At 68.0% G+C, this 16,466-nt stretch carries 17 protein-coding genes; 5 read left to right on the top strand and 12 right to left on the bottom strand.

What is annotated here, in order from left to right; all coding sequences use genetic code 11:
- Positions 1-16 precede the first annotated feature (16 nt).
- The 3 genes from AC1Q7F_RS24860 to AC1Q7F_RS24850 all read left to right on the top strand — a co-directional run bounded on the left by AC1Q7F_RS24860 (position 17) and on the right by AC1Q7F_RS24850 (position 3,800).
- Positions 17-1,357: an MFS transporter gene (locus tag AC1Q7F_RS24860; protein WP_492511235.1), complete on the top strand. Its 1,341-nt coding sequence runs from the start codon at positions 17-19 to the stop codon at positions 1,355-1,357.
- A 39-nt stretch (positions 1,358-1,396) separates the two neighbouring features.
- Complete coding sequence (locus tag AC1Q7F_RS24855; RefSeq protein WP_492511234.1) at positions 1,397-3,382, top strand: serine hydrolase domain-containing protein; 1,986 nt, start codon at positions 1,397-1,399, stop codon at positions 3,380-3,382.
- 67 nt (positions 3,383-3,449) lie between these two features.
- The gene (locus tag AC1Q7F_RS24850) at positions 3,450-3,800 is read left to right on the top strand and encodes a RidA family protein (RefSeq protein WP_492511233.1); all 351 of its coding nucleotides are present in this window, start codon (positions 3,450-3,452) and stop codon (positions 3,798-3,800) included.
- Positions 3,801-3,866: 66 nt separating this feature from the next.
- Here the strand turns inward: AC1Q7F_RS24850 and AC1Q7F_RS24845 are convergent, their stop codons facing one another.
- Together AC1Q7F_RS24845 and AC1Q7F_RS24840 are read right to left on the bottom strand one after the other, a co-directional pair.
- Positions 3,867-5,348, bottom strand: a complete 1,482-nt coding sequence (locus AC1Q7F_RS24845) for a M81 family metallopeptidase (protein WP_492511232.1) — start codon at positions 5,346-5,348, stop codon at positions 3,867-3,869.
- A gap of 3 nt (positions 5,349-5,351) precedes the next feature.
- Positions 5,352-6,491: an NAD(P)/FAD-dependent oxidoreductase gene (locus AC1Q7F_RS24840; RefSeq protein ID WP_492511231.1), complete on the bottom strand. Its 1,140-nt coding sequence runs from the start codon at positions 6,489-6,491 to the stop codon at positions 5,352-5,354.
- A gap of 357 nt (positions 6,492-6,848) precedes the next feature.
- On the opposite strand from AC1Q7F_RS24840, the gene AC1Q7F_RS24835 reads away from it, so the two are divergent.
- Both AC1Q7F_RS24835 and AC1Q7F_RS24830 read left to right on the top strand, forming a co-directional pair.
- Positions 6,849-9,065, top strand: coding sequence for a TonB-dependent receptor (locus AC1Q7F_RS24835; RefSeq protein ID WP_492511230.1), 2,217 nt, complete (start codon positions 6,849-6,851; stop codon positions 9,063-9,065).
- Between the two features lie 147 nt (positions 9,066-9,212).
- Positions 9,213-9,884 carry a helix-turn-helix domain-containing protein gene (locus AC1Q7F_RS24830; RefSeq protein ID WP_492511229.1) on the top strand — a complete coding sequence of 224 codons (672 nt, stop codon included), beginning with the start codon at positions 9,213-9,215 and terminating at the stop codon, positions 9,882-9,884.
- On the opposite strand, the gene AC1Q7F_RS24825 is transcribed toward AC1Q7F_RS24830, so the two are convergent.
- The 10 genes from AC1Q7F_RS24825 to AC1Q7F_RS24780 are packed head-to-tail and all read right to left on the bottom strand — an operon-like array spanning position 9,874 to position 16,463.
- Positions 9,874-10,599: a prepilin peptidase gene (locus tag AC1Q7F_RS24825; protein WP_492511228.1), complete on the bottom strand. Its 726-nt coding sequence runs from the start codon at positions 10,597-10,599 to the stop codon at positions 9,874-9,876. The two genes, AC1Q7F_RS24830 and AC1Q7F_RS24825, sit on opposite strands and share 11 nt — an antisense overlap.
- Entirely contained in the window at positions 10,596-11,195 is a 600-nt protein-coding gene (gspG, locus tag AC1Q7F_RS24820) for a type II secretion system major pseudopilin GspG (protein ID WP_492511227.1), read from the bottom strand. Before gspG ends, AC1Q7F_RS24825 begins: the two co-directional genes overlap by 4 nt.
- Before the next feature lie 32 nt (positions 11,196-11,227).
- Positions 11,228-11,605, bottom strand: a complete 378-nt coding sequence (locus AC1Q7F_RS24815) for a hypothetical protein (RefSeq protein WP_492511226.1) — start codon at positions 11,603-11,605, stop codon at positions 11,228-11,230.
- Positions 11,602-12,165: a type II secretion system protein GspM gene (gene gspM, locus AC1Q7F_RS24810; RefSeq protein WP_492511225.1), complete on the bottom strand. Its 564-nt coding sequence runs from the start codon at positions 12,163-12,165 to the stop codon at positions 11,602-11,604. The genes AC1Q7F_RS24815 and gspM overlap by 4 nt, the downstream gene beginning before the upstream one ends.
- Positions 12,155-13,078, bottom strand: coding sequence for a PilN domain-containing protein (locus AC1Q7F_RS24805; protein ID WP_492511224.1), 924 nt, complete (start codon positions 13,076-13,078; stop codon positions 12,155-12,157). Before AC1Q7F_RS24805 ends, gspM begins: the two co-directional genes overlap by 11 nt.
- The gene (locus AC1Q7F_RS24800; RefSeq protein ID WP_492511223.1) at positions 13,075-13,881 is read right to left on the bottom strand and encodes a hypothetical protein; all 807 of its coding nucleotides are present in this window, start codon (positions 13,879-13,881) and stop codon (positions 13,075-13,077) included. The genes AC1Q7F_RS24805 and AC1Q7F_RS24800 overlap by 4 nt, the downstream gene beginning before the upstream one ends.
- Complete coding sequence (locus AC1Q7F_RS24795) at positions 13,865-14,479, bottom strand: prepilin-type N-terminal cleavage/methylation domain-containing protein (RefSeq protein WP_492511222.1); 615 nt, start codon at positions 14,477-14,479, stop codon at positions 13,865-13,867. The genes AC1Q7F_RS24800 and AC1Q7F_RS24795 overlap by 17 nt, the downstream gene beginning before the upstream one ends.
- The gene (locus AC1Q7F_RS24790; protein ID WP_492511221.1) at positions 14,476-14,862 is read right to left on the bottom strand and encodes a prepilin-type N-terminal cleavage/methylation domain-containing protein; all 387 of its coding nucleotides are present in this window, start codon (positions 14,860-14,862) and stop codon (positions 14,476-14,478) included. The genes AC1Q7F_RS24795 and AC1Q7F_RS24790 overlap by 4 nt, the downstream gene beginning before the upstream one ends.
- Positions 14,849-15,289 (bottom strand): GspH/FimT family protein, encoded by a 441-nt coding sequence (locus AC1Q7F_RS24785; protein ID WP_492511220.1) that lies wholly within the window; start codon positions 15,287-15,289, stop codon positions 14,849-14,851. Before AC1Q7F_RS24785 ends, AC1Q7F_RS24790 begins: the two co-directional genes overlap by 14 nt.
- Positions 15,273-16,463 (bottom strand): type II secretion system F family protein, encoded by a 1,191-nt coding sequence (locus tag AC1Q7F_RS24780; protein WP_492511219.1) that lies wholly within the window; start codon positions 16,461-16,463, stop codon positions 15,273-15,275. The genes AC1Q7F_RS24785 and AC1Q7F_RS24780 overlap by 17 nt, the downstream gene beginning before the upstream one ends.
- Positions 16,464-16,466: the final 3 nt, after the last annotated feature.

Raw genomic sequence — 16,466 nt, 5'->3', positions numbered from 1 at the left:
AACAGGGAGAGCCGGGATGAACCAATCCTCACCGCCCGATCCGGGTTTGAAGCGGGAAGCCGATGCCCGCGCCTGGTACGCCATCGTCATTTTCGCGCTGGCGGCCGTCCTATCCTATACCGACCGCCTGATCTTGAACCTGCTGGTCGCCCCGATCCGGTCGGAGATGGCGATCACCGACACCCAGGTCAGTTTCCTGCAAGGGGCCGCCTTCGCCATCATCTATGCCTTCGCAGGATTGCCCATGGGAAGGCATGCCGACCGGCACGGGCGTCGCAACTTGATCCTGGCCGGCATCGGCCTGTGGAGCCTGGCCACGGCGCTGTGCGGCCTGGCCCAGAGCTATGGCCAGTTGTTCGGTGCCCGCATCCTGGTGGGCATCGGCGAGGCGGCACTGGCGCCGGCCGTACTGTCCATGGTGCCTGACCTGTTCCCGCCGCACCGGCGCGGCACGGCGGTGGCCATCTTCATCGGCGGCATGGTCATGGGGGCTGGCATGGCTACACTGGTCGGCGGCATCCTGATCGACACGTTCAGCCATGGTTCCCTGTCCGGCCTGGCCCAGGCGGCGGAGATCGAACCCTGGCGGGCCGTGCTGCTGACCCTGGGTCTGGCCGGCGTTGTACTGGCCTTGCTGGTCGCCAGCATCCGTGAGCCGGAGCGCCGCGAAAGCATGGGCAGCGGCGTCAAGCCGGGGCTGGACACGCTGCGCCGCTATCTGGTGGAGAACCGGGCGGCCTTCGGCCTGCTGCTGGGTGGTCTGACCCTGACCCAGATCGTGGATTATGGTGCCAACAGCTGGACACCGTCGCTGCTGATGCGTGTCCATGGTTTCACCGCGGCAGAGACGGGCACGTCGCTGGGCTCCATCCTGATCGGGGTGGCGGGCCTGGGCACCATCGTGGGCGGGATGCTGGCTGATTTCCTGGAGTCACGCGGATACAGTGCCAGCAAACCGCTAGTGGCAGCCACAGCCGTCACGGCAGCCGTGCCTTGCCTGCTGTTCGCGGTGATGCCGGGCGTCACCACGTCCCTGGCGCTGTTCACCGCCTATGCCTTCCTGCTGGCCATCGGGGCGGGGGTCGGCATTGCCGCCATCCTGGATCTGGTGCCGTCGGAACTGCGTGGCATGACCACAGCGGTGCAGGCCTTCGCCTATACGGCCTTCGGCCTGGGGCTGGGCCCGACGCTGGTGGCGGTTACCACCGACCATGTCTTCGCCGACCCGCTTTCCGTCGGCCTGTCGATCAGCGTCACCGGCATTCCACTGCTGGCGCTGTCAGCGCTGGCGATGTGGCGATCATTGCCCCATTACGTCCGTGTCCGCCAGAGGCTGGCGGGTGCGAACCAGTCCTAGAAAATAAGCAAAGACAACCTTCTGAACAGGGATCGATCCATGACAAACCGTAAACGCCTGCTTGTCCCCCTTCTGGCCGCGACCCTGCTGTCGGCCACGCCCGTCCTGGCCCAGGACCCCTTGTCGCCACCTCCGCCGCCAGCCGGGCCGACGGAGGTGCAAGCCGCCCCCGCAGCCTTGACCAAGGCGGATGTCGAGCTGCTGGTCGACGGCTTCCTGCCCTATGCGCTGCAGCGCGGCGATATCGCCGGGGCCGTGGTCACCGTGGTCAAGGATGGGCAGATCCTGTTCACCAAGGGTTACGGCGTTGCCGACAGGGAAACGAACGAGCCGGTGGACCCCGAGAAGCACCTGTTCCGGCCGGGCTCCATTTCCAAGCTGTTCACCTGGATCGCGGTGATGCAGCAGGTGGAGGCGGGCCGCATCGACCTGGACACCGACATCAACAAATATCTGGGGTTCAAGATCCCCGACACCTGGCCCGAACCGATCACCATGCGCCATGTGATGACGCACACGGCCGGCTTCTCCGAAACGGTGCGGGACCTGATCGTGCGCGGTCAAGACCATCCGCTGGAGCTTGAGACGCTGCTGTCGCGCTGGGTGCCGGAACGCGCCTTCAAGCCGGGCACGGTACCCGCCTACTCGAACTATGCCACGGCGCTCGCCGGCCTGATCGTGCAGCGGGTCAGCGGCGAGAAGTTCGAGGATTACATCGACAAGCACATCCTGGTCCCGGCCGGCATGAAGCATTCCAGCATGGCCCAGCCGCTGCCGGCCCATCTGGCGCCGCTGATGTCCAAGGGCTACGGCTCGTCCCGCGACAAGGCGCAGGATTTCGAGATCGTGAACCATGCGCCGGCCGGTTCGCTGTCGGCCAGCGGCGCCGACATGGGCCGGTTCATGATCGCGCTGCTGAACAAGGGTGAAGGCCCGAACGGCCGCATCCTGACGCCGGAGAGCCTGGCCCAGATGTGGAAGCCGCAATACCGCCCCCTGCCCGGCCAGGAACTGGCCATGGGCCTGGGCTTCTATGAGCAGAACCGCAATGGTTACCGCATCATGGGCCATGGCGGCGACACGACCCTTTTCCACAGCGACCTGGCCATGTGGCTGGACGAGGGCGTGGGCCTCTATATCTCCTTCAACAGCACGGGCGACGATGTCTCGCGCGGGCCGATCCGCGACCAGCTGCACCGCATGGTCGCCGACCGCTATTTCCCGCCCAAGGCCAAGCCGGCGGAACCGACCGTCGCCACCGCACCTGTGAAGCGCGCCGTGCCCGTTAGCGGCACCTTCTACATGTCGCGCCGGGTGGAAGGCACGCTGGTCAGCCTGATCAACCTGTTCGGCCAGGGCGACCTCGTCACCAACGAGGATGGCACGGCCACCTTCAGCATGTTCCGCGACTATGCCGGCAAGCCCAAGCGCTGGCGCGAGGTCGCACCCGACCGCTGGCAGGAGCCGGGCACCGACAGCCTGATGCATACCAAGACCGACGCATCGGGCAAGGTCACCGCCATCACCACCGACGATTATCCCGCCATCTTCATCGCCCAGCCGGTGCCGGCCAGCATCAACAAGGGCTGGAACCTGCCCGCCCTGGCCATCACGCTGACCCTGGCGCTGTTCACCGTGCTGTGGTGGCCGGTAGCGGCCCTGGTCCGCCGCCATTATGGCGTGCCCCATCCGCTGACCGGCCGCGACCTGCTGGCCGACCGGCTGGTGCGCGGAGCGGCCCTGATGTCGATCATCTGCCTGGGCGGGTACGGGGTTGTCATGGCCACCGCCATCGACCCGCTGATGTTTGGTGAACTGGACCTGGTGCTGCGGCTGTTGCAGCTGGCCGGCCTGCTGGGTGTGCTGGGCGTGATCCCGGCCGGCTGGCGCGCCTGGAAGCTGTGGACCAACCCGGCCGCCGGCTGGTGGCCCCGCATCCGTGCCACCTTGATGGTGCCGGTGTTCCTCTATGTGCTGTGGCTGGTGGAGACCTTCCACCTGCTGAGCTTCAAGCTGGATTACTGATCCGCCTTAACCTTGTCCTCACCCCCGGATGGCCCGCCATCCGGGGGTTTTATTATGGAGATATCCCATGTCCGTCGCCCCCGCCCTGTCGCCTGCCTTCGTGGCCGGTGATCTGCTGTTCCTGTCGGGCCAACTGGCCTTCGGGCCGGAGGGCGCCATCGTGGCGCCCGATGATGTGTCCGCACAGACGGCACAGGTGCTGGCCAATCTGGAACGCGTCCTGGCGTCCCAGGGGCTGGGCCTGTCCGATATCGTCAAGACCAGCGTCTGGCTGACCGACACGGCGGATTTCCCCGCCTTCAACGCCGCCTATGCCAAGGCGTTCGGCGACCATCGCCCCGCCCGTTCCACCGTGCGCAGCGACTTGATGTTGCCGGGCGCGCGGGTGGAGATCGATGCGGTAGCCTTGCGGCGGTGACAAAAAAAAGGCCCCGGACGGCGAACCGTCCGGGGCCAGTTGTTCAGCTAGGAGCAACAAAGGCCGTCAGGCATCCAGGCCCAACGGATCGGCCACGCGCGGCCAGAAATCGGGCACGCGCGTGCGATAGGGGATGGTGGCGAATTCCGGGGCGATGGCGCCGGGCGTCGACACATAGAGGATGCTGGACGCCAGCGGCGCGAAGCCGGCATGGAAATGCTGGGTGGATTTCACCACGATCAGGTCCAGGCGCGACAGGTCGATACCCAGGCCGGTGAAGGCATCGGGCTGGAACACCTGGCTGCGCTGGCTGGCCAGGACAATCTGCAGGCCCCCCGGCCCCTCCAGCCAGACAGACAGGCCCAGCGATGTCGGCTCCCCGTCCAGCCCCATCTGGGTATGGGCGGGGAGGATGTTGCGCACCGTAACGGGCAGGTCCACGGGATCGCCCGACGCCGGGCCGCACTTGCCGCCCAGCCGCAGATCGAAATGCGAACCGATGCCGGCATTGACGCAGATATTGATGGCACCCGGATCCCAGAAGCAGCCGATGGCGGCATTGCCGATGCCGCAATCCAGCAGGCGGCGCAGGATGAAGGTGCTGTCGCCCGGCGCCCCGCCGCCGGGATTGTCGGCCACATCGGCCATCACCGCCGGCCGGCCCGGTACCCTGGGTGCCGCCAGCAGCTTTTCCAAGGCCTGATCCAGGCCGATGGTGGCGGGGCGCAGCGCATCGCGCTGGTGATACAGCCGCTCGCCGAAGGTGCGGGCCACGAAGGCCGCTTTGCCGGCATCGCAGTCGGCCACCACCCAGACACGGGTCCCCGTCCAGGGCGTGTCGCCCCAGGGGAACCCATGGGCCAAGGAAACCGACAGGATACCGTCCTGCCCCTCCGCCGCCTTCATGTCGCGCACGAAGGACAGCATGGGTTCCACCGTGGTGGGATAGAGGGTGATCATGCGGCAGTCGAAATCGCGCATGACGGGCTTTATCTCCCGCCTCACCGCACGCAGGCACAGGTCGAACAGTTCGTCCGCCCGCTCCAGCCCGTCCGTATGGGGATATTCCTTCATGGCGATCAGCACATCGGCGCTGTCCAGCATGGCAGGCGACAGGTGACAATGCGGGTCCAGCTCCGCCCCGATCACCACATCCGGTCCCACCTGGGCGCGGATGGCGGCCAGCAGGGCGCCTTCGCAATCATCCTCGCCCACCGCCATCATGGCGCCGTGCAGCAGCAGCAGGACCATGTCCACCGGCCCGGCCTTGGCCAGGCCGTCCAGCAATTCCGACCTGAAATCCTCCCACACGGGGGCAAGGGTGCGGCCCGCCGGCTGGGCGAAGGCGCAGAGCCCTTCCACGACCTCAATCCCCGCCGCTTCCGCCCGCTGGCGCCAGACGCGCAGCAGCGGCCCGCCTTCGTTGATCTGCGGACTGGTGGAGGCATCGCCGTGGAAAATGCCATATTCCTGAAAGCTGCCCAGGCCGGTGGGCATGGGCGCGAAGCTGTTCGTCTCCGTGACCAGGGCCGCCATGTACATGCGCATGCCTCATTCCCCCTGGCAGCGGTCGGGCGACAGGTCGGCCACCGTGACCCCGGCATCGGCGATATCGGCGGGCAGCACGCCATGGTCCAGCAGGCTGGCCCCCACCCGCGCCAGGGCCGGCGCCATCTGGATGCCATAGCCGCCCTGGGCGGCAAACCAGAAGAAGGAAGGGTGGCTGACGGGCGCACCCACCACCGGGCTGCGGTCGGCCACGAAGCTGCGCAGGCCAGCCCAACTGCGCGATACGCGGCGCACGGGCAGGTCGGCGGACGCCTGCACCCGGTCGATGCAGATGGCGATGTCCAGTTCGTCAGCCTGCGCATCACAGGGCGGGGACGGCGTCTCGTCGGCCGGTGATGCCAGGATCATGCCGGCATCCGGCTTGAAATAGAAACTTCCACCGGCATCGATGACCGCCGGCCAGCGATGGATATCGAAACCCGGCGGCGGGTCCAGCATCATGGCGGTGCGGCGCAGCGGCATCAGCCCCACGGTCGGCACGCCGGCCATCCGCGCCAGTTCATCCGCCCAGGCGCCGGCGGCGTTCACCAGCATCTTGGCGCGTACCGGCCCATCGGCGAAAACCAGGTTCCAGGCCGAACCATCCCATTGCGCCGCCGTCAGTGCGGCATCGGTGCGCAGTTCCACGCCGCCGGCCCTGGCCCGGCGCAGAAAGCCCTGATGGATGGCGTGCACATCCATATCCATGGCATCCGCCTCCCACAGCGCACCCCGCAGCGGGCCGGGATGCAGGATGGGCACCATCTCCAATGCTTCGCGCGGCGTCATGTCCAGCGCGGTGGCACCAGTACGGACAGCGGATTCCCGGATCTCCCGAACCGCATCGGATTGCGGATCATCGGTGATGTACAGCACGCCGCGCGGCGACAGCAGCGGATGTTCGGCAAAGCCCGGCGGGGGGTCCATGAAGAAGGCACGGCTGGCCGCCGTCAGCACGCAGACGGTGCTGTTGCCATAGAGCACGCTGTACAAGGCCGCCGACCGGCCCGTCGTGTGGTAACCCGGAAAGCTTTCCCGCTCCGCCAGCAGGATGCGCCGGCCCGGTACCCCGTCGGCCAGCATCGCCGCCAATGAGGCACCGCCGATGCCGGCGCCGATGATCGCGATGTCGTATTCCTGCATTTGAACCCTCCCTTGGGGCGCCATGGTCGGCAATCTTGGCAGATATGTCAAATTTTTTTCTTATAGTGAATATGACCTGGACCGGGATATTGGCGTAAGCGGGCCTGATTAAGGCACGTGCTGCAAACCCTGCCAGCAACTTGCGCATTCCATCCTGATGGCTGCAAAATCGTGCCGACATTTTCTTATCGGAATAATACTTGTTGACCCCCTTGCCGATCCTTGTTTTAATTTTCCGGTAATCAATGAAATGCGCATCCATGATCGGCCGCCTGGGAGAGGGCTGGAACCGGTTCGTGCGCCTTCAACGCAAGGGCCGGCCAACGGCCCCAATCTCGGGCAGGAAAGGCGATTACCATGGGTTTCACGCATGAGAAACGGCACCCACGGGTGCGCGCCGGGCTGCTGGTCGGTATCGCGCTGTCGGCGCTGCCGCTGCTGCCGGCGATGGGGCAGACCAGTACCGAACCGCTGATGCTGGAGGAGATCATCGTTACGGCGCAGAAGCGCCTGGAGAATCTTCAGACCGTGCCGGCATCGGTTTCCGTACTGAGCGGGGAGCGCATCGCCCGGTCCAGCCCCACGGGTGTCGCCGATTACGCCACCTATATGCCGGGCCTGGCCATCAGCAGCGGCGGCACACCGGGCCAGGTGTCGATCAGTCTGCGCGGCGTCTCCCCCGTGGGGCCAGGGGCCACGGTCGGCACCTATATCGACGACACGCCGCTGGGCTCCAGCGCCAATTACGCCCGCGCCGCCATCTATGCGCTGGACCTTTTCCCCTATGACATCCAGCAGGTGGAGGTGCTGCGCGGCCCGCAGGGCACGCTCTATGGCGCCAGCACCATGGGCGGCCTGCTGAAATATGTCACCCGCAAGCCCGACCTGAACAAGTCGGAAATCCGCCTGGGCACCGACCTGTCGGGCACCGACGGTACCGGTGCCGCCAATTGGGGTGTGCGCGGGCAGGTCAATCTGCCGCTGCTTGAAGATCGGCTGGCGGTGCAGGCCAGCCTCTACCGGCAGAAGAACCAGGGCTATATCAATGATGCGCGCACCGGCGCGGACGGCATCAACCCCTCAACGCAAAAGGGCGCCCGCGTCGCCCTGCTGTGGCGGCCGGCGGAACCGGTCACGGTGCGCCTGTCGGCCCTGTTCCAGAACACCGACAGCCGCAACAATGCCGTCGTCGCCTATGATGCGGCCACCGACCAGCCCATCGCCGGCAAGCTGGACAGCCGCTATCACATGGACCAGCCGTTCGAAAAGGATCTGGACCTTTATACCGCGACCGTTGACTGGAATCTGGATTTCGCTTCCCTGACCTCGGCCAGCAGCTATTCCACCGCCAAGGTCGATACGGTGCAAGATGCCAGCGAGATTTACGGCGTGGCCTTTCCGGCCCTGACCGGCGGCGCTGTGCCGGCCGGCCTGTCGCGCTTCGACCTGTTGCTGGACCATGAGAAATTCACCCAGGAGGTCCGGCTGGCCTCGCCCTCGGGCGGTGGTCTGGAATGGATGCTGGGCGGGTTCTATACCTGGGAGGACAGCACCAACATCCAGGCGGCCAGTGCCCAGACCATGGCAGGTGCTTCCATCCCCGGCCTGGACCCGCTGGCCACGGCCAGCCTGCCCACGACCTATGAGGAGGTGGCTTTGTTCGGCAACGCCACCCTCGCCCTGACCGACCGGTTCGACATTACCGGCGGCCTGCGCTGGGCCCATAACAACCAGGATTTCACCCAGATCTCCGACGGCGCCCTGCTGGGCGGGGCGCAGGAGGTGCCGGGCAAATCGTCGGAAAACGTCCTGACCTTCATGGCCAGCCCGCGCCTGCGCGTGGATGAGGATCTGACGCTGTATGGCCGTGTGGCCAGTTCCTACCGCCCCGGTGGCCCCAATGTCGCCCTGCCCAACGTGCCGCCCAGCGTCGATGCCGACACATTGGTCAGTTACGAGGCCGGGGTGAAATCCACATTGCTGGACGGGCGCCTGCAAGCCAACGCGTCGATCTTCTATGTCGACTGGAAGGATATCCAGATCAGCGCCTCGACCGGCGGTGTTTCCTTCCTGCAAAATGGCGGCAAGGCGCAGAGCCAGGGGCTGGAGTTCGAGACGGTGTTCGTGCCGGCGGACGGCTGGCGCCTGGGGGCCAATGGCGCTTATACCGACGCCAGCTTCAAGGGCGATATTCCCGGTGTGGGGGCGCAGGATGGCGACCGCCTGCCGCTGATCCCCAGATATTCCTTCGCCCTGACCGCCGATTATGAATGGGACCTGGCGGCGGACTGGACCGGCACTGTCGGCGGCGGTTATCGCTGGACGGGGGCGGTCTATAGTTCGGCTGAAAGTTCACCCGATTTCGTGCGCACCAGATCCCATGGCGTGCTGGACCTGCATGCCGGGGCCGGCAACGATACGGTGGCCCTGCGGCTCTATATCCGCAACGCCACCAATTCCCACGCCACGACGGCGGCGACCCTGATCAGCAGTGCTTTGGGTACCCCGGTGCAGATCGACCGGACGGTGCTGCAGCCGCGCACCATCGGCCTCAGCCTGGATTTGACTTACTGATCCCCGCCATCAACCGTCGGCTGCTGTGAACTGCCACAGGGAAAAGGGTTCCATTCGACCCTGCCCCTGTGGCATTTTTTGTTTCCGAAACGCTAAACCAACCCGCAGGAACGGAAAATGCGGGGATGTACCGGGGATCGTGGAGAGATGACGCGGAGAGCACCGATCGGCAAGGCCCTGCGCCGGTTGCGCCAGCAGAATGACTGGACGCTGGCCGATGTGGCGGAGCGCACCGGCCTGGCCGTCTCCACCCTGTCCAAGGTCGAGAATGACCGCATGTCGCTGACCTTCGACAAGATCGTCAGCCTGTGCGAGGGGCTGGGCGTCGATATCGGCACCCTTTTCACCGGCGACGCGCCGCAGGGCGGCGATGCCAGCGCCCCGTCCGCCGCACCCGTGGCCATGATGACCAGACGCAGCGTCGATAAGGGCGGCGGGGACGATGCGCTGGTGCCCACCAAGAATTACCGTCACCGCTATCTGAACACCGACATCACCCACAAGAAGATGATCCCCATCCTGGTGGAGCATCGCGCCCGCACCCTGGAGGAATTCGGCGCCCTGGTCCGCCATCCGGGGGAGGAATTCGTCTATGTGATGGAAGGGGCCATCGAACTGCACACCGAATTCTATGCCCCCACCCTGGTGAAAGCGGGGGAGAGCATCTATCTGGACAGCACCATGGGCCATGCCTATCTGGCAGCCGCCGATGGCCCCTGCCGTACCCTGTCGGTCTGCACCAGCCCTGAAACCGCATTGGCCAAGGCGCTGATGGTGAACGAACCCACCGTGACCCTGAAAAAGCCCGTCAAGGAATAGGCCCCCACAGGACGCAGGCCAGCAGCGACAGGCACAGCGCGGGACCGAAGGCGATGCCCGCGTCGGTTTCCCGACCCAGGGCACGCAGGCACAGGATCTGCGCGATGCCCACCAACCCGGAGAGCAGCAGGAAGGGCGGCAGGCCCCACGGCCCCAGCCACAGGCCCGCCGCCGCCATCAGCTTCACATCGCCCAGTCCCAGCGCCTCCCGCCCCGCGCGCTTTCCCACCAGATAGCGCACGCCCAGCGCCAGCAGGCCGAACAGCAGGCCACCCGTCAGCCTGTCGACAAGGTCGATCCGCCCTGGCACCAGCGCCAACAGGGCCACCAGCGCCACCCCCCCATCCGGCAGATAGCGCCATTGCGCATCGACCAGCGCCAGGAACAGCAGCACCGTACCCAGCAGGGCCACGGTCAGGGCCTGCAACGGATCAGGGATCAGCAGCGGACACAAGCCCCAGAACAGGGCGGTGCCAGCCTCGGTCGCCGGATAGGTAGGGCTGACGGGGGCCGCGCAATGCCGGCAGCGGCCCCGCATCCACAGCCAGGACAGCACCGGCACCAGATCCGACACCCCCAGCACATGGCCGCAGGACGGACAGGCCGACCGCCCCCAGGGCGTGATCTCCCGCGGCAGGCGCCAGGCCATGGCGGCCGTCAGGCTACCGAAGCAGGCGCCGGTGACGGCGAAGACCGATGACAGCGGATCGATCATGGCGCTCCCGGTACGGCGATGTCGGCATCGGCGCCGGACCCGCCTTGCTTGCCATCGGCCCCCAGGCTCAGCACCCGGGCCTGCCGCCCGCTCTCGTCGGGTTCATACAGATAGGGGCGGTCCCAGGGATCGTTGGGTACCCCACCCTCCAGATACGGTCCCATCCAGCGCCGCGCGGCGGCCCCATCCTTGGGCGGGGTGACCAGCAGGGATAGCCCCTCGGCCTTGCTGGGAAAACGCCCCAGATCCAAATGCAGCGTGTCCAGCGCGGTCTTCAGCACGCGCGCCTGGGCCGTGGCCGCCGTCACCTTGCCGCGATCGACATTGGACAAAAGCCGCAGGCCGACCAGACCCAGCAGCAGGCCGATGATGACCAGCACCACCAGCATCTCCAGAAGCGTGAAGCCGGCCTGCCGGTGGCGGCGGGCGATACCGGATTGCGATGAGTTCAACTCATCGCAATCCGGTTCGGCGGCGACTGCCGCCGCGCCGCCCATGCGGCGTAGCCAAGTCCACGGTTGTGGACGCCGGCGATTGAGGCCCGGTGATCGGTCACGATCACCGGGAACCATCGTCGGATGGGAAGGATGGGACATGGTGGTTTCCTTGGGATGAATGGTCATGTTGTTCATGGCAGGGACCCGCCCACGGGCAGGCGCAGGCGGGTGCCATCGGCGGCGGCCAGCAGGGCGGCACCCGGCTCCACCGACAAGAGGCGCCAACCATCCAGCGCGTCGCCCGGTGACAGCGACCGGCTGGTCCCGTCCGCCAGCAGCAGCAGGGCCACCCGCTGCCCGCCCCGCCGCATGGTGCCGATCAGGCGGCGTTCGCCGGATGCGGCGGCGGCGGGGGCGGTGGCTGGGGCCACGCCCTGGCGCGACGGCACAAAAAGCGGGCGTTCGACGATGGCGGGGAATTCCGACAAGGGTGGCAGGACAAAATCGGACTCGGTGGCCGATGCCAGGGGGACGGCCAGCAGGGCCAGCAGGGGGATGAAGCGCTTCATTCCGCCCCTCCCCCCGCCGTCTGGCGGCGCAGGCCGCTGATGGTCAGCGACAGGGTCAGGCGTTCCCCGCCCTCCCCCGCCTGCACCTCCAGGCCGGTGACCACCAGCCGGGGCCGCCCGCCCTCCAGCCCGTGCAGCAATGCCCGCAGCTGGGCATGGGTGACCGCGGCGTCAAGGCGGGCGGCGACCTGCGGGTCTTCGGTGGGCAGCAGGCGGACGCTGTAGAGCTGCCCGCCCACCTCATTCACCTGCCGCGACAGCAGGCCTTGCAGTTCGGCCGCCGCCAGGGCGGGGCTGTCGCCGGGCAGATAATCGGCAGCCAAACCATCCAACGCCACCAGTTCAGCCTGTTCCGCCATCAGCCTTTCCACCCGGCCGGCCAGATTGCCCTGGGCCGTGCGCTGGATTTCCAATGCCCGGATTTCCGCGCGCTGATCCAGCAGCAATCCTGCCAGCGGCCAGACCAGCAGCAACAGCACCAGCAGCGCCAGCAGCAGGTTCAGTCCCCAATAAAGGCGCCGTGCGGGGATGGGGCGGGCCAGAAGGGTCTCAAGCGGCATCGGCACGCACCTTCAGCGACAGGTGGAAACGGTCGCCCTGCGGCCCGCTGCGCAGCAGGGGGGCCTCGAACCGCACATCCTCGAAAGGCGGGACGGACAGCAGCGACGGCAGGCCGGCGCCGTCCTGGCTGTAGCCCAGCAGGTGGATGCGGTCCCCCTCCACCCGCAGTTCGGTCAGATAGCTGCCGTCGGGCAGAAGGGCGCTCAACCGTTCCAGCAGGACCAGCTGGCTGGGCGCCTCGCGCCTGGCGGTGACGGCGGCCAGCGTGTCGTTACGCAGTCGGGAAACGCGCTGGCCAAGGGCGCGGGCCTGTGCGGCCTCCATCGTTCCGGCCTCCACCTCCGTGCGCAGGGCGATCAACTGCCCTTCCTGCGACAGGGCCAGGGCCAAAGGCGGGACCAGCAGCAGCAGGAAGGCCAGCAGCAGGCGCGGCGGCAGGCGGTGGGGAACCGGATCACCCAGCGGCAGGGTCACCCCGGCCAGTTCCACGGCCAAAGGCGGCGGCATGCCACGGTCGGCGGCGGCGGCCAGGGCGGGGGCGATGCGGGCGCGGGGCAGCGCATCGATGCGGACATTCAGCGCCCCGCCCTCGGCCGTGCCCTCCACCTGCGCATCATAAAGGGCGGTCTCCGGGGTCAGCGGCGTCCAATGGCCCAGCTGCATGCCCACCAGCCGGCGCAGATGCGGGCGGGCCGTGGCCGGCAGCTGGTAATGCAGGGTCAGGGGGGCCAAGCCGTCCAGCCGCAGATGCCAGGGGGTGCGGGCAATGCCCAGCGGTTCCAGCCCCGTCACGCCCAGCCGCCAGGGCACCGGGTCCGGCCCGGTCCGGGTCAGCCAGCGTGGCAGATGGGACAGGGTGCGATCCAGCCACCAGCCGGCCAGGCGGCGGGCCATGTCGGCATATTTGCTCATGATGCCTCGTCATCGGGGGCGATGGCGGGGGCCGGTTCCCGCCATTCCAGAATGTGAAAGGCCTGCGCCCCCTGGATGGTGATCCAGACCAGGGCTTCGGCACTGGCGACCGCCCCCTGTTTCGTGCGGGCGGTGATGCGCAGGGTGAACAGGGTCGATGGTGGCCCGCCCGGTGTCAGGCCCAGGCCGGCCAGCACGGCCGGATCCTGCATCCCCTGCACCAGACCGGGCCAGCGGGCGCGCAGCACCGGCGGCATGGCGCGCAACGATACCGCCCCTTCCGCCATCACCGGGCCATGCACGGTCAGCAGCGGATAGAGCCGGGCAAAGGCGTCGGCCGACAGGAAGGCGCCCAGTTCCAGGGTGCTGTGCCAAGGCTCCCCGCCGCCACGGCGCTGGGCCAGGGCCGTGGTCAGCACACCCAGCTGATCAGCGGGCAGCAGGCGGGCGGCCACGGCCAGGATGCGTGGTTGCGGCGTGCGGTTCAGGTCCATCCGCCCGGCCTCGTCCCACAGGCGCAGGGTCACCTCCCCCTCCGGTTCCGCCAGCGTCACAAGGCGGCCGTCGGCCGGCAACTGGCGCGCGGGGTCGGGATGGACGGCCAGCATCACGCCCAGGCTGACGCCGGTATCCAATAGGGCGCGGGCCTGGGCCAGCTGGTCCGCACCCGCCTGCCGCCGCGTGGCCTGGCCGGCGGTGGCGGCGATGCCGGCAGCCAGCAGGGCCAGCGCCATCGACACCCACAAAGCCATAGGCAGGGCGACGCCCCGCTGGCGGGAACATTTGTCAGCCCTGGCGGTCACGGCAGAACCCCTCCCCCAGCGCCAGGACGCAGCCGCGGTCGGCATCGGCACGCACCGGCAGGACGATGGCCGGCATCTCCCGCCCGCCGGCCATCACTTCCAGCCGGATCAGGCGTGGCCAGCGCGCATGATCGGTCCAGTCCGTCACCCAGCCCTGGCGCGGGTCATCGCCGCGATAGGACAGGCGGAAACGGAAATCCCCCTCGGCAAGCACGGTTTCATAGCGGGGGTGGCCCGGCCGGCTCTGCGCATAGAGCAACCGCCCGCCATCGGCCCGGATATCGGCCATGGCCAGCCCGCCCCGGCCCGGCAAAGGCGGATCGGCCAGGGGGAAGCTCAACCGGTCGGCCCTGGCGGTCAGGACATAGCGCTGGCCCAGCCCATCCTCCACCATCAGCGGCAGGGCGCGCGACACCTGTCGGCGCAGCACGTCACGGACCAGCGACAGCTGCCCGGCCCGGTCGGCGATGTCGGTGACGCGGGCACTGGCCTTGCCCAGCGTGCCCATGGCCATGGCGGCCACGGTCAACACCAGCCCCAGCACGACCAGCGCCACCATCGCCTCCAGCAAGGTAAAGCCCGCCTGCCGCCGTCTCATGGTGCCGCCACCAGTCTGGTGCTGGCCAGGTCCAGCACAGGTCCGGCATCGTCTGAAACCACAACGGCAACGTGATAGGCGGCCATGCCGCGCGCAGCGGCCTGTTCAAAGGGTGGGTCGGTGCGCGGCGTGACCGACAGGACCCAGCGATAGCCCCCACCCTGTCCCGGATAATTGCCGGGTGCCAGCTTCCGTTCCACGCCCAGGGCCGCCAGTTGCGCCTCCGCGATGGACAGGGCCATGGCGCGGCGTTCCACGGTGCGCGCCGCCCGTCCGCCGCCCGACAGCATTGTGTAGGCCGGGGCCAGCACCACGGCCAGCAGCACCAGGGCCACCATCGCCTCCAGCAGGGTGAAGCCGTCCTGTGTTTCAGTCCGTTTCATGGCGCACCCGTCCCGTCAGCCAGTCGACGCGCAAGCTGCGCTCCCCCCCGCCCCGCCCCGTCAGGCGGATCGCGGCGCCACTGGCGCTGCCATCGGGCAGGAACCGGATGCGGGCGATACCGTCCGCCATCAGTTCAGCATCACCTTCCACCTGCAACGCGCCTGTGGCCGGCAGGGTGCCGCCATTCCAGCCGGGATTGGTCAGGTTCAGTACCAGGGTCACCGGCTCCCCCGTCAGCACCGCCTGATCCCGCGCATCGGCCAATGCCATGGCCAGGGTGCGGGCATCGGCATCCAGCGCCGCCCGGCCCAGGCTCAGGCGCGGGGCGACCAGGGCCGTGGCCACGCCCAGCAGCAGCAGGACAACCAGCATCTCCAGCAGGGTGAAGCCCGCCTGCCGGCGGTGGCGATCAGAAGGCCAGTTCATTGATCGACACCAGGGCCATCAGGATGGAAACGACGATGCCACCCACAAACAGGGCCAGCAGCAGGATCAAGGCCGGCTCCAGCAGCGCCAGGAAACGCTTGATGGCGGTTTCCAGCTTGTCCTCATACATCGCCGCCAATTGTTCAGTCACCTCAGCCAGCCGGGCACTCTGTTCGCCCACCCGGATCAGGGTAACGGCCAGATCGGGCAGCGGGTGATCCTTGGGCAGGCCCGCCGTCAGGGGACGGCCGTCGCGCACCGCATCGCGCATGGCCAGCACGGATGTCATCAGCACGGCATTGCCCGCCATCCCCGCCGACAGTTCCAGGGCGCGCGGCAGCCCCACCCCGGCACGCAGCAGCACCGACAGCCCGCGTGCCATCCGCGCCACGCCGGCCATCACCGCCATGGAGCCCAGCAGCGGCAGGCGCAGCAGCATCCGGTCGCGCCAGGGTCCCAGCCCCGGCCGGCGCAGCAGCAGCCACCCCAGCAGGATCAGACAGATCAGGCCCGCAAACGCCATGTCGGCCCAGTCGCGCAGGAAGGCGGACAAGGCCAGCACCAGTTCTGTGGAAGCCGGCAGCGCCTGCTTGGCATTGGCGAACAAGGGTGCGAATTGCGGCACGACATAGAGCAGCAGCAGCAGCAGGGAGGACACGGCCACCAGCCCCAGCACGGTGGGATAGATCAGGGCCGACGTGACGGCGCGGGCCACCCGCCGCTGCCGGTCCAGCAGCAGGCACAGCTGTTCCAGCACCAGATCCAGGGCACCCGCCCCCTCACCCGCACGCACCATGGCGGCATAGAGCGGCGGGAAGCCACCGGCCTGGACCAGCGCATCGCCCAGCCCGGCCCCGCCATGCAGCCGGTCCAGCGCCCTGGTCAGGCGCGGACGCAACGCCGCCGGCGCCAGCCCGCCGGCCAGCAGGCTGAGCGCGCGTTCCAGCGGCAATCCGGCGCGCAGCAGCAGGCGCAGTTCCTTCGTGGCCAGCAGCAGATCATCCGTGCCGGCACCGGCGATGGACAGGCGGCGGGCGGCCACCGGCGCCACCCGCACGGGGTGCCATCCCTGGCCGCGCAGCCGGTCCAGGATGGCGGCGTCGCTGGCGCCTTCCATCCGGCCGCTGCGTTCCACACCCGTGGCGTCCAACGCGATGAAGGTGAATTCCGGCATGGG

Source organism: Niveispirillum sp. GW835-FHT14G11 (assembly GCF_058793615.1).
The sequence above is the reverse complement of the archived record's forward strand: the minus strand, read 5'-3'. Positions and strand labels throughout refer to the sequence as shown.

Bases quoted from the DNA above. Each gene is read 5' to 3' on its own strand.
- AC1Q7F_RS24860 (WP_492511235.1), top strand. From the start codon at position 17: ATGAACCAATCCTCACCGCCCGATCCGGGTTTGAAGCGGGAAGCCGAT.
- AC1Q7F_RS24855 (WP_492511234.1), top strand. From the start codon at position 1,397: ATGACAAACCGTAAACGCCTGCTTGTCCCCCTTCTGGCCGCGACCCTG.
- AC1Q7F_RS24850 (WP_492511233.1), top strand. From the start codon at position 3,450: ATGTCCGTCGCCCCCGCCCTGTCGCCTGCCTTCGTGGCCGGTGATCTG.
- AC1Q7F_RS24845 (WP_492511232.1), bottom strand. From the start codon at position 5,348: ATGCGCATGTACATGGCGGCCCTGGTCACGGAGACGAACAGCTTCGCG.
- AC1Q7F_RS24840 (WP_492511231.1), bottom strand. From the start codon at position 6,491: ATGCAGGAATACGACATCGCGATCATCGGCGCCGGCATCGGCGGTGCC.
- AC1Q7F_RS24835 (WP_492511230.1), top strand. From the start codon at position 6,849: ATGGGTTTCACGCATGAGAAACGGCACCCACGGGTGCGCGCCGGGCTG.
- AC1Q7F_RS24830 (WP_492511229.1), top strand. From the start codon at position 9,213: ATGACGCGGAGAGCACCGATCGGCAAGGCCCTGCGCCGGTTGCGCCAG.
- AC1Q7F_RS24825 (WP_492511228.1), bottom strand. From the start codon at position 10,599: ATGATCGATCCGCTGTCATCGGTCTTCGCCGTCACCGGCGCCTGCTTC.
- gspG (WP_492511227.1), bottom strand. From the start codon at position 11,195: ATGTCCCATCCTTCCCATCCGACGATGGTTCCCGGTGATCGTGACCGA.
- AC1Q7F_RS24815 (WP_492511226.1), bottom strand. From the start codon at position 11,605: ATGAAGCGCTTCATCCCCCTGCTGGCCCTGCTGGCCGTCCCCCTGGCA.
- gspM (WP_492511225.1), bottom strand. From the start codon at position 12,165: ATGCCGCTTGAGACCCTTCTGGCCCGCCCCATCCCCGCACGGCGCCTT.
- AC1Q7F_RS24805 (WP_492511224.1), bottom strand. From the start codon at position 13,078: ATGAGCAAATATGCCGACATGGCCCGCCGCCTGGCCGGCTGGTGGCTG.
- AC1Q7F_RS24795 (WP_492511222.1), bottom strand. From the start codon at position 14,479: ATGAGACGGCGGCAGGCGGGCTTTACCTTGCTGGAGGCGATGGTGGCG.
- AC1Q7F_RS24790 (WP_492511221.1), bottom strand. From the start codon at position 14,862: ATGAAACGGACTGAAACACAGGACGGCTTCACCCTGCTGGAGGCGATG.
- AC1Q7F_RS24785 (WP_492511220.1), bottom strand. From the start codon at position 15,289: ATGAACTGGCCTTCTGATCGCCACCGCCGGCAGGCGGGCTTCACCCTG.
- AC1Q7F_RS24780 (WP_492511219.1), bottom strand. From the start codon at position 16,463: ATGCCGGAATTCACCTTCATCGCGTTGGACGCCACGGGTGTGGAACGC.